Source organism: Paraburkholderia sp. CHISQ3, from assembly GCF_030464945.1.
GTDB lineage: Bacteria > Pseudomonadota > Gammaproteobacteria > Burkholderiales > Burkholderiaceae > Paraburkholderia > Paraburkholderia megapolitana.
This window is the reverse complement of sequence record NZ_JALPRG010000007.1, coordinates 452,643-469,551: the sequence shown is the minus strand read 5'-3', so window position 1 is coordinate 469,551 and position 16,909 is coordinate 452,643. Positions and strand designations below refer to the sequence as shown.

General features: G+C 58.4%; 9 protein-coding genes and 4 pseudogenes. 8 read left to right on the top strand and 5 right to left on the bottom strand.

Features of this window, described 5'->3' with window-relative positions; translation table 11 throughout:
* Positions 1 to 42 precede the first annotated feature (42 nt).
* Positions 43 to 1,053, bottom strand: coding sequence for a tyrosine-type recombinase/integrase (locus tag M0D65_RS19530; RefSeq protein WP_266254152.1), 1,011 nt, complete (start codon positions 1,051 to 1,053; stop codon positions 43 to 45).
* A 129-nt stretch (positions 1,054 to 1,182) separates the two neighbouring features.
* Here M0D65_RS19530 and M0D65_RS19525 point away from each other — a divergent pair.
* Positions 1,183 to 1,470, top strand: a pseudogene (locus M0D65_RS19525) (ATP-binding protein); the annotation flags it as partial.
* Between the two features lie 91 nt (positions 1,471 to 1,561).
* On the opposite strand, the pseudogene M0D65_RS19520 reads toward M0D65_RS19525, so the two are convergent.
* Positions 1,562 to 1,957 (bottom strand): annotated as a pseudogene (locus tag M0D65_RS19520) (transposase); the annotation flags it as partial.
* Positions 1,958 to 2,142: 185 nt separating this feature from the next.
* The gene (locus M0D65_RS19515) at positions 2,143 to 3,438 is read right to left on the bottom strand and encodes an IS701 family transposase (RefSeq protein WP_266254174.1); all 1,296 of its coding nucleotides are present in this window, start codon (positions 3,436 to 3,438) and stop codon (positions 2,143 to 2,145) included.
* A 156-nt stretch (positions 3,439 to 3,594) separates the two neighbouring features.
* On the opposite strand from M0D65_RS19515, the gene M0D65_RS19510 reads away from it, so the two are divergent.
* The 4 genes and pseudogenes from M0D65_RS19510 to M0D65_RS19495 form a co-directional block, all read left to right on the top strand.
* Positions 3,595 to 4,701 (top strand): IS5 family transposase, encoded by a 1,107-nt coding sequence (locus tag M0D65_RS19510; RefSeq protein ID WP_266254151.1) that lies wholly within the window; start codon positions 3,595 to 3,597, stop codon positions 4,699 to 4,701.
* A 788-nt stretch (positions 4,702 to 5,489) separates the two neighbouring features.
* Positions 5,490 to 7,832 carry an ACP S-malonyltransferase gene (fabD, locus tag M0D65_RS19505; protein ID WP_266254150.1) on the top strand — a complete coding sequence of 781 codons (2,343 nt, stop codon included), beginning with the start codon at positions 5,490 to 5,492 and terminating at the stop codon, positions 7,830 to 7,832.
* A 2-nt stretch (positions 7,833 to 7,834) separates the two neighbouring features.
* Positions 7,835 to 8,803: an acyltransferase domain-containing protein gene (locus M0D65_RS19500; RefSeq protein ID WP_266254149.1), complete on the top strand. Its 969-nt coding sequence runs from the start codon at positions 7,835 to 7,837 to the stop codon at positions 8,801 to 8,803.
* 190 nt (positions 8,804 to 8,993) lie between these two features.
* A pseudogene (locus M0D65_RS19495) lies at positions 8,994 to 9,443 on the top strand (transposase); the annotation flags it as partial.
* A 179-nt stretch (positions 9,444 to 9,622) separates the two neighbouring features.
* Here M0D65_RS19495 and M0D65_RS19490 read toward each other — a convergent pair.
* Positions 9,623 to 10,963, bottom strand: coding sequence for an alpha/beta fold hydrolase (locus tag M0D65_RS19490; protein ID WP_266254148.1), 1,341 nt, complete (start codon positions 10,961 to 10,963; stop codon positions 9,623 to 9,625).
* A gap of 188 nt (positions 10,964 to 11,151) precedes the next feature.
* On the opposite strand from M0D65_RS19490, the gene M0D65_RS19485 reads away from it, so the two are divergent.
* The 3 genes and pseudogenes from M0D65_RS19485 to M0D65_RS19475 all read left to right on the top strand — a co-directional run.
* Positions 11,152 to 12,057 (top strand): LysR family transcriptional regulator, encoded by a 906-nt coding sequence (locus tag M0D65_RS19485; RefSeq protein ID WP_266254147.1) that lies wholly within the window; start codon positions 11,152 to 11,154, stop codon positions 12,055 to 12,057.
* Between the two features lie 982 nt (positions 12,058 to 13,039).
* The gene (locus M0D65_RS19480) at positions 13,040 to 14,191 is read left to right on the top strand and encodes a porin (RefSeq protein ID WP_266254146.1); all 1,152 of its coding nucleotides are present in this window, start codon (positions 13,040 to 13,042) and stop codon (positions 14,189 to 14,191) included.
* 324 nt (positions 14,192 to 14,515) lie between these two features.
* Positions 14,516 to 15,750: pseudogene (locus tag M0D65_RS19475) on the top strand (IS1182 family transposase); the annotation flags it as partial.
* A 225-nt stretch (positions 15,751 to 15,975) separates the two neighbouring features.
* Here M0D65_RS19475 and M0D65_RS19470 read toward each other — a convergent pair.
* Positions 15,976 to 16,455, bottom strand: coding sequence for an SAM-dependent methyltransferase (locus M0D65_RS19470; RefSeq protein ID WP_266254145.1), 480 nt, complete (start codon positions 16,453 to 16,455; stop codon positions 15,976 to 15,978).
* Positions 16,456 to 16,909: the final 454 nt, after the last annotated feature.

Below are 16,909 nucleotides of genomic sequence, written 5' to 3'. Positions count from 1 at the left end.
CAAGTTTGCTGAAAAACTCGCTCTCTCATTGGTCTGGACTTCCTAATGCAGATCACTGGTGCGCTTGTAAAAAATGTCGACCACACCATAGTGAGTCAGCGACCCAGCCGGGCTTCGTGCCCGCAGGAATAATGCGGGGCAATCATTTACAGAACGGCCGTAGCGCAAATAGCGTCGTAGTAGATTTATGGTTCTGTCCGCCAGGGGCAATATCAGGATCGAATGGGTCTTGCACTGCTGGACGTGCAGTGTCCGCGATTCCCAGTTGATCGAACTCAGCGTGAGCGCTGCAACTTCCGACGCTCGAAGACCGTAGTACGCCATCAAATGGAGAACCGCGTGGTCCCGCCAGCCTGCGCGGCTGCGACGGTCCACCGAATTGACCAGCTTCGGCACCAGTTTCCAGTCGAGTGCACGCGGGGGCAACTCGCCACGATAGGTCCGAGGCGTGTCGATGTGATGCAGTCCGTGGACGATATCGCCACGATCCTCGCAATAGCGCAAGAACGCCCTCAGATGTGCAATGACATGCTGCAGCGTCTGACGGGTAACCTCCTGGCTCTTGAACCGGATGTACTCCTCGACGTCTGTAGCGCTCAATGTCCGCAGCGTTTGCTCGGGTAACGCTATCCGACTCAGGAATTCCCTGATGGTCGAGTCGTGTTGCGCTACGGTAGATACGGCAAATCCACGTAGCTCGCGAAGGTGCTGAAGATAGTGGTCACGCAGGGCGTCGAACGGGTCGTCCGTTTCAGCCAGGATCAGTCTGTTACGCGAAGACAGGAAGCATTCGAATGCCCGCTGCGTGCCTCGATACAATGCGGGGAATCGTAATGACGTAAATGCCGCGTATAGATGTTCCGCGGAAAACGTTCCACCAGGCTCGGCGATATCCATCCGTTCAAGTGTTTGCTTCGCCCGAAACAAATGATCGCAGGCACTGGTGCGCGAATATCCGCGTCTGCGCAGCCAGACAGCGAAGTCCTCAAGGTCGGCGGCGAACCGAGACTCTTCGTAGCGACGATGTACCTTCGGAAACAGATCCTGAAGCATGGTGGCCTCCAGATACGTTGATCGGAAGAACCACGCTACTCCTACGGTAAAATTATGTTGACAGGCTCCCGACGCAACCAAATGTCGAAGCACCGCGCGGCGGATACTCCACATAATCGTGCGCTGCACATAAGTCGACTAATGTTGCGCGCAACATTAGTCGACGACTGGGGATTGCAGGACGTCGATCAGGGCACTCGCAACGATCTGCTTGAAGTGCTCGACGATCGTGTCGGCACGCGCTCCCCCATCATCACCAGTCAGCTGCCACTCGAACACTGGCATGCATGGTTGCAGGACCCGACGATCGCTGACGCGATTCTCGATCGCCTCGTCCATCAGGCTCACAAGCTTCCGCTGAAAGGCGAGTCGATGAGGAAATCGAACGGCAAATCGCTTGACGCTTCCGCATCATGATCACCTTCGCTATACTTCATTAACCGCGCAACACCACCTTCCAGACTGATCACGTTCGCCGGAACAGCTGATCACCATCACCGAAATACGCAATCAGACCTTTCTCGCCGAGGATCTCATTGACCAGTGCGAGCATCTGCACAGCCAGACCATGAGTTTCTAGCAGGTGACGAAACCGGAGAATCTTGCTCTCGTCAAGCAATCGCGTCATGCCGCCGTCCAGACACGCAAAGTCCCGATAGAGCGGCACGTCATACAACGCCTCTTCCATCACCGGATCCGACAGACCAAACCACTGCTGCATGAAATGGATCTGCAGCATCGTGGCAACCGGAAAGGGCTGCCGTCCCGTTTTACCCTTCGGATAGTGCAGCTCAATCAGGACAATCAGCTTCGACCACGGCACCACGTGCCTCATCTCTTTGAGAAATTCCCGCTTGCGCGTACGCTTCGTTGACATATCCAGGTCAAGACCTCGTTGCGTCATCAAACCGTTCCTTAAATTCTCCCGCTCACACGATAGTCCATACGCTCTTCAATACCTGGGTTTTTGCAGAATTCCCCTAGTACTACTGTGTCACAAAGTAATTTGAAATACCGCAGCAATACGGGCATCTCTGCAGCTGCCTGGAGATGTGGGCAGCAATTCTCCAGCGTAGCGTCGCGATCGAGTCAGGTACGTGTCGCTGCATGCGTTGGGGAGCCGCGTGGGATGTAGTCCGCGGGTAAGGCAGGTTCGCTGCGGATTCCGGAGTTTTTTTTACCGCCTCCTTCGATAAGGCGCTGCGCGACGAGAAACCCGTAGGCTGCAATGCATAGGGATGCATGATGATGAAATCCACGCCATCCACGCCCCTCGAAGTGTCCAAGGCCGAACTCCTGCTTGAGATCCTGGTAGTCACGCTCAATGCGCCAGCGCATCTTGGCAACGTCAACGAGATGTTCCACAGACGTGTCTTCTGGCAACGTTGAAAACCAGTATTTGATTGGCTCGGGTTCGCCGACTGGCCACTCGATAAGCAGCCACTCTTCATCGCGTGGCGTAGCCCGCCAGTAGTCACGGTGAGAGGCGCGCACGCGCAACGCCGCAAACCGGGAGGTCAGTGCAGTACGTGTGCCTTCGCGCCACGAAACCGTGCGATAACAGGATGGTTCGAGCGCCAGTGCAAGATCCTTGACTGGTACGGGATCATGTCCCCGTACTCGCCGCTGCAGGCTTCGTGGCCGGCCAGCCTTGCCTGCTGATGGCTCGGCAGGCAGTGGGGCAAGACCCGGTGGCCACACGCGCGTGCCCGACTGGATGCCCACCGCGTATTGCAGGCCGAGTTCACCAACGGCATCACGAAATACCGTGTCGTTTCCATAGCCCGCATCAGCGAGCACCACCCCGTTCGGGGCACCGCTTTGCCTTGCCTCATGCAACTGCGTGATCGCGATCTGCGGCTTGGTCGCAAACCTGATTTCTTCGGGCACACCGGCCTGCCGCCGTCTTGTCGGGTCTTCCACCCATTCCTGCGGCAGATAAAGCTGCCAGGCGACGGGCAGGCTCGCCTTCCCGGTGGCAACCGACAGACTCACGGCCACCTGGCAGTTATCCTGCTTGCCCAGCTGCCCGCAGTATTGCCGCGTCACGCCCACCGAATGCTTTCCCTTCTTCGGAAAACCCGTATCGTCAATGATCCAGTACAGCCCATTTGATGGATCCATGTGCGGCAATACCCAGCGCCTGACCTGTTCGATCAATGCAGCGTCAGACCATTCGGACTTTGAAACGAAATGATGCAGCGACTGGTGCCGCGCACTCACGCGATCCGGCTCGAGATGGGCTGCCAGCGGCTCGACGCTCTTGCGCGCAACCGGCAGCATCAGGCCCCGGCAATAGCCCACAAGACCGGCACGGCGGTCACTGTGTCCAATGGCATTGCACAGGTGTTCCAGGTACTCGTCGAACGATGTCTCCCAGTCCATCACTTCCTCATGCAAGAAATGAAGAAGATCCCATAATGCCATGATTTTTGTGACACAGTAGTACTAGCAGGTTGTTGAAATACCTCCCGCACACGTCATGCGGTCGGGAGGAGTAAACGTTGAGACAAGGAATCGGACAACATTGAGACTGAAGCGATGCGCGGAGCGGACGGTTATACCGAGTCGATGTTCACGATATCCAGACTGGATGACTTTGTTCCAGCGGGTCACCCGTTGCGGCCGATCCGGATGTGGTTGAACGATGCGCTTGGTCGCATGGATGCGGTCTTCTCGCGGATGTACGAAAGCGATGCGAAGGACGGTCGTCCGAGCATCGCGCCGGAGAAACTGATTCGAGCTCTGCTGCTGCAGGTGTTGTATTCGATTCGCAGCGAACGCATGCTGTTGGAGCAGATCTCCTACAACATGCTGTTCCGCTGGTTTGTCGGCCTGGCGATGGACGACGAGATGTGGGACCAATCCACCTTCAGCCAGAACCGCGACCGGCTGCTGGCTCACGACGTCATTGTCAGCCTGTTCAACGAGACGGTAGAGACGGCGCGCGTGCGCGGCTATCTGTCGGGTGAGCACTTCAGCGTTGACGGCACGCTCATCCAGGCATGGGCAGGACACAAGAGCTTTGCGCCCAGGACGCAATCGGACGACGACACGTCGCCTGATGGAGGTGTTGGCTCTCAAGAGAACTGGCACGGCGAGAAGCGTAGCAACGACACGCATGAGTCCAGTACGGACAGTCAGGCCCGGCTGTTTCGCAAGGGTCGCGGTACGGGCGCAATGCTCTGCTATATGGGTCACGTTCTGACCGATAACCGGCACGGCCTCGTGGTGAACGCACAGGTGACGCAGGCCAATGGCACGGCCGAGCGGGACACAGCGGCCGACATGCTTGCTGATGCTGCGAGGTTTGCCGGTACGCCTGTTACGGTGGGCGCTGACAAGAACTACGACATGGCCGGCTTCGTGGCGACGTGTCGCGCAAATTGCGTGACACCGCATGTTGCGCAAAACGATGGTCGCGCCGGTGGCTCGGCAATTGATGAGCGTACGACGCGCTGGCCCGGTTACGCCATCAGTCAGCGAAAGCGCAAATGCATTGAGCAGGTCTTTGGCTGGGGCAAGACAGTCGGCAGGATCCGGCAGGCGATGTATCGAGGGCTCCAGCGAGTCGATCAACTCTTCCTGTTGACTCAGGCGGCCTGCAACCTGACTCGCATGCGCACGCTCGCAGTCAAAGCGGCGTAGAGACGAAAATCGGCGAGGAGATGACATTGGCTTCACCTGAATCAAGGACGTCCAGCATCAAATCGACATCAACCAGCTCGGCGCGGCCGCTCGTTGGAACGAACTGCCGCGCTTCGCCCAAGTGTATTTCAACAGCCTGCCAGAGTGAGTTTTCCGGCCACTCTCCACAGCTACCTCTTTTGGCGCAATGTCGACGACTATTGGCATTCTTCTACCTATCGTCCGGCTTTCCCCTTAGGTAGAATAAGCTCTTGTCTACCAATGCTGGGTTCATCCTTTATCTTGTATGGCAGAGGCTCAGGGTAGACAAGAACCCGAGTAGTTGACGGTCAAGTGGTGTAGCGCGATGCGTTCTGCACAAAGTGCCCGGGCAGAATCCAATGGCACGGGATTGCTGTGGCCGTACTTTCGAAAATTCTGATTCAAAGAGGATGGACTTCATTCAGCAGCTATGTGACGTGGCTAAATACGGCGAAGGCCGTCTCCAGTTGCTCAGTCAATTGCGTTTCTATCTGTGCGAAATGTAGCTACCAGAGATTCGCGCTCTGCACGGGTATGCACGCGACACAATATGCATATTCAATTTTACAAAATACCTTATGATTGTTTGATTAGGAATACGAATATTTAAGATTGAACCTATCGTTGTTTCTCTGCCTTGGTGATGATTAGGATGGCAAGCATGTGCCGACAAGGCGAGCGAAAGTAAATCGTACGACGATGTGTGTCCCCCGTGCAGCAATGCCACATCGCGCCCTTCAATCGAGATATTGGGTTTCTTTTCAACAATGAAAGCGTTACTTTTCCCAGGACAAGGGTCCCAATACAGAGGCATGGGTAAGGATTTGTGGGCCAAATACCCACAGCTGGTGTCTTCCGCCTCTCAGATCCTCGGGTATTCGATCAGCGAGTTGTGCCTTCATGATCCGCACAATCAACTTCGCCTGACCCCGTATACCCAGCCGGCGCTCTATGTCGTCGGCGCGCTTGCTTACTACGACTGGCAAGAGCGCGGCGGCGTTGCCGACATCGCGGCCGGACACAGCTTGGGCGAATACTTGGCATTGTTGGCCGCCGGCAGTTTCGATTTCGAAACCGGTCTTCGCCTAGTACAGAAGCGCGGGCAAATCATGGGAGAGGTCATCGGCGGTACCATGGCCGCCGTGCTAGGCATGCGGGTCAAGGAGTTACAGGCGGTACTGCGCGAGCACGGCCTTGACAGCATCGACCTAGCCAACCTCAACACGCCGACGCAGATAGTGATCGCGGGCGAGACCTCCGCCGTCGCTTTAGCTGAGAAGCTTTTGACAGCCCGCGGCGTACAATGCGTCGTTCTGAACGTCAGTGCGGCGTTTCACTCGCGGTATATGCGCGAGGCGCGGCAAATATTCAAGGATTTTCTCGCGGGCTTCAAGTTTAGGGATCCGGCGATTCCGGTCATTGCCAACGTCACGGCCCAGCCCTATGGCGAGGGCTTGGTTGCGTCGCTGCTGGAGCGACAGATCACCAGCCCGGTGCTGTGGACGGACAGTATCCGCTACCTGATGGGACGCGGCGAATTCACCCATGTTGAGATTGGGGCCGATCCGGTCCGCATCGGCGGCACCGTGCTCACGAAGATGGTTGACGAGATTCGCCGCACGGAAACGCCACTGTATTTGGAGGACTTGGTGGCAACATCGGTGGTGGCCGAAGGATCAGTATGGCCGGGTACGAGCGAGCCACGCGTTGCAAGCGCGGCGACGTCCGCGAGCGCGATACCCTCCGGGATGCTGTCCTCGGCCCAGTCGCTCGGTAGCCGTACGTTCCGCGAGCGCTATGGCCTGCGGTACGCCTACGTGGCCGGCGCGATGTATCGCGGCACTGCTTCGCCCGCATCGGTAGTGCGCATGGGGCGGGCTCGCATGCTCAGCTACCTTGGCACCGGTGGTCTTGATCATGCCGAGATCGAGGCTGGCATCCAGACCATTCAGTCTCAGCTCGGGCCGGATGATCCGTATGGAATGAACTTGCTAGCTGATTACGACGAGCCTGCTCGGGAGCGCGCGACGGTTGACCTGTACTTGCGCTACGGAGTTCATTGCATCGAAGCGGCGTCCTATGTCCAGGTCACGCCGGGCTTAGTGCTGTTCCGTCTCAGAGGCTTGAAGCGGGACGCAACGGGCCGCATCCGGTGCACGAACCGCGTCATGGCCAAGGTGTCGCGACTTGAAGTGGCTGAGGCGTTCATGAGCCCTGCGCCGACGCCGCTGGTGAAAGCCTTGTTGCAGGAAGGCGCGATTACTGCTGAGCAGGCGGAGATGGCGGCCCACGTTCCGATTGCCCATGACGTCTGCGTCGAGGCGGATTCGGGCGGCCACACCGATGCGGGCATTCCCACCATCCTGCTGCCGGCCATGTTGCTGTTGCGGCAAGCCATCAGTGCACGCAATCGCTACGAGGAACCGCTGTGCATGGGCCTAGGCGGAGGTATCGGCACGCCGGGGGCCGCAGCGGCCGCATTCGCGATGGGGGCCGACTTCATCCTGACCGGCTCCATCAACCAGTGTACTGTCGAGTCGGGCGCCACCGAGTTGGTCAAAACCATGCTGCAGCAGGCCAGCATCCACGACATGGCGTATGCGCCTGCGGGCGATATGTTCGAGCTGGGATCGCGAGTGCAGGTGCTGAAAAAAGGCCTGCTGTTCCCGATGCGCGCCAACAAGCTCTTCGCGTTATACACCCACTATAGTAGCTTGGAGGACATCCCTGAAGCGGAGCGCGCGAAGCTGGAGCGTGGTTTCTTCAAGCGCAGCCTGGCTGCGGTGTGGGATGACACATTGACGCATCTGCGGGCGGCCGGGCGCGACAAAGACATCGCGCTGGCGCGCGCCAATCCCAAGGTTCGCATGGCGCGCGTGTTCCGCTGGTACTTCTGGTACTCGACCCGGCTCGCGTTCAGCGGCTCGCCAGATGACTTGGTCAACTATCAGGTGCATACCGGCCCGGCGCTCGGCGCATTCAACCAATGGGTCAAGGGCACGGCGCTGGAGCCTTGGGAGCAGCGCCATATCGACCGAATCGCCATAGCGTTGCTCGACGCCACCGCGAGCCGCCTGGCCGACGGATACGCCATTCGCATGGCCGCCTGACCATGCCGGAGCAACGCAAGCTTGTCTTTCTGTTCTCGGGCCAAGGCTCGCACTACTACCAGATGGGACGCGACCTGTTCGAGCAACGTGGTTCTTTTCACCGGCACGCGGTGGAAGTGGACTCGCTGTTCCGCGAGGCGCTGGGGACGTCGGTACTCAAGATAATCTACGATCCGCGACGGAAGATCTCGGATCCGTTCGACCGCACGGTACTCACGCATGCCGCGATCTTCCTGGTCGAGTATGCCTTGGCCAAGGCCTTGATTGATGACGGTCTCCGGCCCGATTATGCGCTCGCAACCAGCATGGGCGCGTTTGCTGCGTTGGTGCTGGCGGAAAGCCTGTCTGTCGAGCAGGCGATCCTAGCGCTGATCACGCAGGCCCGGCTGCTCGATGTACATTGCGTCGCCGGTGGCATGCTGGCCTTGGCCGGCGTGGAGCGGCAACGGGTCGAGGCGTTTGCGCGTCGCTTCGACTGTGAACTCGCCTCCGTGAATCCATGGACGACCTGCGTGCTGGCGGGGGACCAGGCGCGCCTTGCCGGTGCCGAAACCGTGTTGCGGAACGAGAATATCGGCTATCAGAGATTGGCGGTGTCCCGCGCATTCCATTCGCGCTGGATCGACGCCGCGGCGACCCCCTATCGGACCTTCCTGGCTTCGCTGCATCTAAGGCCGCCTCACATTCCCATCGTCTGCTGCGCGGAGAGCGGCATCCTGCGAGAGATTCCCGCTGCCTATCTGTGGGACGTCGTTCGCAAGCCGATCCGCTTCGACGACACGGTCAATACGCTCTGCCGCGCAGAACCCATGCTGCTAGTCGACGTTGGGCCGTCCGGCACATTGGCGACGAGCCTAAAATACCTTCCGCCACATAGCGTCGCCGACTACCAGGTCCAAGCCGTCCTCTCGCCGTTTGGCGGTGGGGCGGCGCGTTACGAGTGGGTGCTTGCCAAATCTCGTTCCAGCTAGCGATCTCACTACGTCACGAGGCCGTGGCCGCCAAGCTGAACTCCCGCCCCAGAAAAACTTTGGGGTTCAGAACACCGGCCGAGGCGTCTTGATCTGCATTAGGAAGTCCAGACCAATGAGAGAGCGAGTTTTTCAGCAAACTTGACCCAGAACCTGGAGGTGGTTTGCCATAAAACGCTAGCGCTTTTCGATCGAACAGATTGTGGCCATACTGAAGCAGTCGGAGCTAGGTATGCCGGTCTCGGACTTGATCCGTCGGGTCGACATGTCGGAGCAGACGTACTACCGGTGGAAGAAGCAGTATTCCGGGATACAGTCGGATCAGGTGCGTGAGCTCAAGCAGTTGCAGGACGAGAATGCCAGGGAGAAGAAACTGGTCGCCGAACTGAGCCTCGACAAGGCCTTCCTGCAGGACGTCGCGGTAAAAAGTGGCCCGGCCCGCGCTGAGGAAAGACGTGGCGGATTACGTGGTAAGCCACTACGGATTGGCGATAAGGCGGGCCTGCAGGTTCATGAAGCAACCGCGCAGCATGCAGTATTCCCGAAGCGTGAAGGATCCCTGAGCGGAGCTTCGTTCACGCATGCGGGAGATCACGTACGCGCGGTGCGCTATGACTATCGGCGCGTTCACGTGGGCCTTTTTGAAACCGTTTCTTAGCTTAATGGATGTGGGCTTAATCGATATCCCAAGAGCCGCGATCCGGTTCGCGTCGGCAAAGACGGGGCTCGGACCATCACCGTGTCGTTATTTCGCGATACTCCGCTTTCATCGATTGAATGGGTTATCTGGCTTCCCTGCCGTCACCACGACCTGTCACGTCACGTATTGAACGGTAACCCAGGCGTGGGGGCCTGCGTCGGCCCCGGCACCGTCAGCGCACTGCAGTTGCTCGTCACTGGTCTCCCTGCAAGCACCTTGCGGATGAACGGAAGCGAATCGACCAGCGAGCCGTTCACGGTTCCGTTGTGCGTGAGCCCCGCGTAGTAATTCCATTCGATGGTCGCGTCCAGCGTGCACGCGGTCGAGATGAAGGTATACGCGCTCGTCGGCGGAGTCGTCGTGTCGGCAAGGCCGGTGCCCGTGAAAAGTGGCGCCTTCAGAGTGAAACCTTTAACCGGCGTTGATATTGCTGCCAGCACCGGGTCGATCTTGTCCGGAGGCTGTGGGGCTTTCAGGTAGTTGGACTCGTCGACGCCATTCGATTCTTGAACCGTATCCAGGTCGGTGATGCATTCCTTGGTAGATGCCACGAACAATGGCAGCGCGCGATCCGACACGTATGGTCTCGCATCGAAGCCCGGCTCTACGGACGGTCCTGTACCAACCAGCGCTAACATGTCGTAGACAGAGTTGCCGGCGTCAGCGGCCCGTGGCGGTATCTGCGGCGCCGGATTTGCGCCTGCGAAACCGAAGCAGACGCCAGTGGCCACGCCGCCCACGACATTAATCTCAGGCGCGTAAACCGGCGCATATTGAAGCGTGGCGATCGTGGCCGCCGATCCTTGCGACTGCCCGACCGATACCACCGTGTTGGCAAGCACGCCGGGCAGCGCCTCGAACGCGGCACGGAGGTTGTCAAGTGTGTCGTAGGCTTCGGCGCGCGGCACAAGGTAAGGATGCGGGCCGGGCGTACCGAGTCCCTGGTAGTCAGTGGCAACGACTGCGTAGCCCTCGGCGAGGAGCGTGCCCAGATAAGCCTGATCGCGATCGGAACGCTGCCGGAAAGACTGCGCGCACACATCCGCCACGCCCACCGTCCCATGCGTCCACGCGATAACTGGCCAGCCGCCGACCGGCGGACTGCCCTTCGGCACGTAGACTGCGCCAGACACGGCAACCGGCGTCTTGCCATTCACGCCGTCAGTCGACGTGTAGAGCCCGCGGATGTTCTTCGCAGGATCGGAATTCGCCAGTGCAAGATTCGCATCGAGCGGCTGTTGACGGAGTATTCTGCCCGGCTTGCTGGGCACGGTGCTCGTCCATACGTAGAAAGATGGCACACCGCCGTCGCCGACCGCTGCGTTCGATACGGGCACTGGTCCGTTCCCCGACTGGTCTTCGCTGATGTTGTTGCCGCTGCATCCCGCCAGCACGATCGCCATCGCGATGCCGAACAGGCCTCGTTGAATCCATGTCTCAGCGCATTGCTTTTTCTTCATGTGCCAGTTCCATGACAACAACATGAGGTGGTCGCCGTAGGTAGAATTCCGGCAACCGCGCGTTTTTCGTACGGCTCGAACGATCTTTTCCAAAAGGCTTTCGGAGAAGAGCGGCTTGAGGTTGACACGGAAATGAAACCCGAAAAAGACGCTTTTTTAATTGCTGCGATAACCTCAGGTTGTCAGTCATGAAATACCCGCAGGTGCTCGCGTTCGTCCGCATCGCGCGTCTCGGCAGCATTCGTGCGGCGGCACGCTCGATGGGCGTATCACAGGCGGCGGTCACCCGGACGCTGCGCACCTTCGAAGAAGATATCGGCGCGATGCTGGTGTCGCGTGGCGTACGAGGCGTCGCGCTCACGGCGGCCGGCCTGTCTCTTCTGCCGCGCGCCGCGCTAATCGTTGAGCAGATGGAGCGTCTCGCTCACGACGTATCGGAAGACGAGCGAGGCTCGGTTGTGTTCGGCGCATCGCCGATCGCGTCCGCGACGCTGCTGGCGCACGCGCTGCCTGCGTTCATTGCGCAGCGGCCGCACGCACCGCTACGCATCGTCGAAGGCTTTCTGACGACGGTGCTGCCGGGCCTGAGAGACGGAACGCTCGACTTCGGCATCTGCGCGGCCCATGCCCCCACGGTTTCGCGCTTCTTTTCGTTCGAACCGTGGTTCCGTTCGAAGGCGGCGTTCATCGCCCGCCGCAACCACCCGCTAGTTGGTCGGCCGTGCACGCGCGCGGAGCTAAGCCGCTACCGGTGGATTCATACGGGACCGATCGACGCAGGCGCAGATTCATACCGCTCGAATCTTGCCGAGCGTGGCCTCGAAGATCCGACGATTATCGAAAGCCAGAACCTGGTGGCCACAAGCGTGCTGCTGAAGTGCACTGATTCAGTCGCGATTGCGCCGCACGCACTGACGGCGCACCACATCGTCGATCCGGAGATCGCGCTGCTCGACGTGTCAGAGCCGTTGCCCGAAATGACCGTTGGCCTGCTGATGCGTTCGGACGTGCATCTGACACCGAACGCGCAAACGATGGCGACCTTGCTCAGAGACGCGGTGGATCGGGTGCCCGGACTTATCGGCATCAGATAGCGGAGGCCATCGCACACGATTTGGCCACTACGATCCGTCGCGCGCGCTCAAGTGCACCGGCCACTTGACTGGCGGCCTTGTCTGACATTCCTGCCAATAATTTCCCGTTTTCAGAAAGAGACCCAGGCACTCTGGCCGCGCGGCACATGCAAGAACATCAACGGTCTGCCACGCCAGTATCTGCCAAACGGTACCGATCTCTCGGTCCACCGCCACAATGACCTCGACTCGCATTGCCGACCGCCCCAACGGCCGACCTCTCTCCACACACCAATTCCGCTCGCCGCTCAAAGTCTTCGCCAACATGCTCCTCCCTGCGTCCCGACCCGATACTTTCGTTCATTAACCCTTGTATTGCCCCTCACAGTTGACAGTGCCCCGAAAAATTTTCAGGAATAGTTTTTCCTGTTCAACCAACGAGTCCTCGTGCCTGAACAGAATCATGCAAATTGACGCCTCCTTGCGTTCGATTGCATAACCGCTGCTGCGAGACCATCTAATGCATGGTTCCAAACGGCACCGTTGCGGTAATTAGCATTGCCGAATCGCGCCGGCACGATTTGGATGCGCCCATCCCGACCGACGTCGCTTTGTGGCTCCCCTCCAGCGCACTCACTGAAACCTGACGGCCTCGTCGCGTCGCGAGAGCGACCGAGTTGCCTCGCGCAGTCACTAGTGGAAACTCCTCCCATGCGGTCAATTGACAATTCCCTATTATGGGAATATAAATTTCATCCAGTCTAGGCCGTGACGCGAAACATGGCGCTGCGCACGAGATCGGGCTCTGCAATCATCACCGGGTACTGTGGTCTCACGATCCGCAATTGCAACCGCTATCGGGGTTCTGATACAGCGAGCGGTGGCGGACTACAGATACCAAGGTAAACCCGGAAAGGCTGAAGGTGGTCAGGCATTCGAATTAGACACCGCCCTGGCTGCCTTGAATAATTTAGTACTATTAAAATATGGATTGGAGACATGCATGACTCGAATCACAACGACCCTGGGCGTTCTTGTAGCAGCATTCCTCGTGTCAACACAGTGTAGCGTGGCCCGTGCCGACAGTGTCACGTTGTACGGAATCGTCGATACAGGCATCGAATATATTAACCACGCAAACCCGGCGGGTGGTTCGCTGGTGCGGATGCCGGGCACGACTGGAGAGATGCCGTCGCGTTGGGGCCTGAAGGGTTCGGAATCACTTGGCGGCGGTTACGCGGCTGTATTCACGCTCGAAAGCGGTTTTGCCACCGGTACGGGCGGCCTCAACCAGGGCGGCCGGTTCTTCGGCAGGCAAATCTTTGTCGGTGTCGACGGTCCGCTGGGCGCGCTAACCTTCGGCCGGCAGTATTCGATGATCTTCTGGTCTCTGCAACCTGCGGATCTCATCGGTACCAACATCTATGGACTTGCTTCGCCCGATGCATGGATCGGAAACCCACGTAGCGACAACTCAGTGGTTTATCGGAAGAGCTTTGATGGTGTGACTGTCGGCGCGAGTTATTCATTTGGCCGCGATGCTTCTCCGGCCAATGGATCCAATACGCCGGGAGATGGGTCGTGCGCTGGCGGTATCGCCGGCAATGCCGAGGCGTGCCGGGAGTGGTCGCTGATGCTGAAATATGACGCCGGCAACTGGGGAGCTGCGGCAAGTTACGATCGCCAGAACGGCGGAACTGGTGCAGCCGCTAATCTGTTCAACGGCCTCCCCCCCCTCGCCCTGACTGGCAGCGGTAATCGGGACACGCATCTGGTGGTGGACGGTTACGCCAAGGTCGGCAAGTTCATGTTCGGGGCAGTTTGGGTGAACCGTCGCGTGAATTCCGCGGTGACGTCAACGCCGAATGTCACGTCCAATCAGTTCGCGCTCGAAGCGCAGTACCAGATGTCACCATCGTTGTTTCTCGAAGCTTTGCTGCAACGGGTCATCGATCGCCAGCAAGACACGCGGGCAACCATGGAAGTAGCCCGCGCCACCTATTTTTTATCGGTGCGCACTGCAGTCTATGCACAGGTTGGATTTCTGCAGAACAGCGCTCAGGCCGCCTACTCCGTCAGCGGCGGCGGAGCATCGACACCTGGCAAGAGGATGAGCCAGGTGGGCAGCATGCTAGGGATCCGCCATGCGTTCTAGCAGGTTTACGATCGATGCCGGAAATGCCAAGCATGATCGCGACAGGATTCGCACCCATTCCATGTGGCAACCCACATTCGTTCGGACGACCGCTTTGCCGAGTGACATAGAAAGTGAGAATTGCGCCAGCTACGTGAAAAACTGCTAGTACAAATAGTGAAATCATCCGGGCGGGCGATGCTTTTTTCGAGAACTCGGCCGTTCGCCACTGTCGCGGATTGACCCAGGGTGTGTGAAAACGCATCGATCGCCTAAACTGCATCAACGTACTGAGATCGTGTGACTCATGAAGGGATTCGTTGAAGGCGATGACCGCAAGCAGGTCACGGGTATCTGAACCGGGTGCCGTCTAGCATTCGTCTGGAGCGTGAATGCCAACGAAATGTCGAACTGATGTGGCTGACAGGACGTCTGGCACCGGGCTTCAAGACGATCGCCGACTTTCGCCGCGACAACGGGCCAGCCATTCGTAATGTGTGCCGTCGTTTCGTTGAACCGTGTCGCGGACTGAAGCTGCTATCCAGTGACATGGTGGCCATCGACGGCAGCAAGTTCAAGGCTACGAACAGCCGCGACAGGAATTACACGATGTGCAAGATCGACAAGCGCCAGCTGCAGATCGAGGAAAGCGCTCAGCGACACCTCGACCTGATCGAGAGTGCAGACCGGACCAGCCCGACGGGGTTCGATGTGAAGACTGTGCGCCTGTACGAGAAGATTGCCAGCTTGCGCCAGCAGATGCGTGAGCTCGACCAAGTCAGGAAGCAGTTGAAGAAGCAACCGGACAAACAGCTGTCCATGATGGATCCCGACGCACGGTCCATGGCAACAAGCGGAAGAGGCTCAGGCATAGTGGGCTACAACGTTCAGACCGCTGCGGACACGAAGCATCATCTGATCGTCGCGCACGAGGTAACCAACGTCGGAAACGACCACTGACAACTCAGCAGGATGGCAACGTCTGCGAAGAACGCGATGGGTAAAGCACGGATGAAGGTATTAGCTGATCGCGGCTACTACAGCGGCCCGGAGACACGTGCATGCGATCTGGACAATATCAGCGCGTACGTTCCCAAACTACTCACCTCCGCGTCAAGGAAGAAAGGTCTCTTCACGAAGGCCGACTTTATCTACGATTCAAAAAGCGACGTGTACCGATGCCCTGCGGGTGAGCGTGCCATTCATCGAGTCAACACCGTCGAGTATGACATGACCCTGCAGGTGTACTGGCCCAGCGCCTGTCCCCGTTGTCACCTCAAGGAACGATGTATGCCCAGCGACTATCGCCGCATCCGACGATGGGAGCACAAAAATGTACTGGAAGCCATGCAGCGCCAGCTCGACAGGAAGCCCGATGCAATGACGATCCGCCGAAGTACTGTTGAACATGTCTTCGGTACGCTCAAACATTGGAAGGGTCCGCGCATTTCCTGACCCCCACGCTTGGGCGGGTGGGTACGGAGATGAGTCTTCAGGTATTGGCCTACAACCTGAAGCGGGTCATCAACATACTCGGTGTCGCGGGAACGATGAAGGTCATGACGGTAACTGGAAGCTAAAGCCCGGAGGGGCTTCGCTGTGCTCGCGAGACTCGACTAGCGTAAGCTGCACCGACCAAACCTGATTCAGCTGAACCGACAGCGAGCCTTCAGCGCCAAAAATTGAGTTCCCACACAGTCTCGACCCGAAGCTGCCGGTCGACTTGCCGGACACCGGACATTCACCCTCCTTCGTCCTGGCGTTCCGACAAGACGATTTGGACGATGCCGTGTGACCTCCGGCGACTATTCGGAGTCGTTCTTAGGCAACCAATATTTGCGCATGAGTTCATGCGCCCAGGCTGGTTGGATAATTCTACGCCGTGGCAAAAACTCTACCATTACAGGTTTGATGTCGAGCACGGGCGTCCCGTCGATCGCATCCAGTTCCGTGACATACAAGCGAGTTCCATCTATTCGGGCGACCGCACAGATCGTGCTACCTATGCAGTTCGGGCGGTTTTTGCCACGTTGGGCAAATATACCAACAGCTGGCCATGACGCATTGTTTCGTGGGTGCCTTGCTCCACTAACGATTTTCGCTGGATCGACTTCATGGAAATAGAAAATGACTTCGACATGCGAAAATTCGGAGAGCCCTTGAAGAGAATCCGGGGAGAATGCATTTGTCAGCGCGATGCACGCCTCCTCGCCACCCCAGAAGTCGTCTTCGGCGTGAGGCCGGGGAGCCTCAACAATGCCAATGGGTTCTACCTCGATTTTCATTCCAGATTCCTCATTTGCGTAAGAACTTTCTGTCTCCGCGACTCACCGTCCGGACGACGAAACGATTGGGGATACAATAACAGGGCTTATCCATTGCCTGACAAACCGAATTCATTCGAATTCCTCCCGACAAACTCGACGCAGGTGAATGGTGCAACGCGTTCTGCCGTCGACTGCCAAAGAGCTAGCTGTGCTTGCGGGTCGTTGCCTAGTGTAATCGGGACGAGTGGTTCTGTGCCACGAACCGAAAAGTATCCCCCTGTAACTTCAGCGAATGCGGTATCGGTCGCGAGGCGCGACGATAGCACCTGCGCCTCGCTCTGGGTCACCGACCCTGAGTGTGCTGCGAACCAAAGCTCGCGTCCGAGTCCCGTAACGTTGCCCCCAGAGTCGAGGCAGTTGACCGCTACTTGTGTTCCTGCCAGCCTGCGCAACAGGGACAACGAGATTGCGA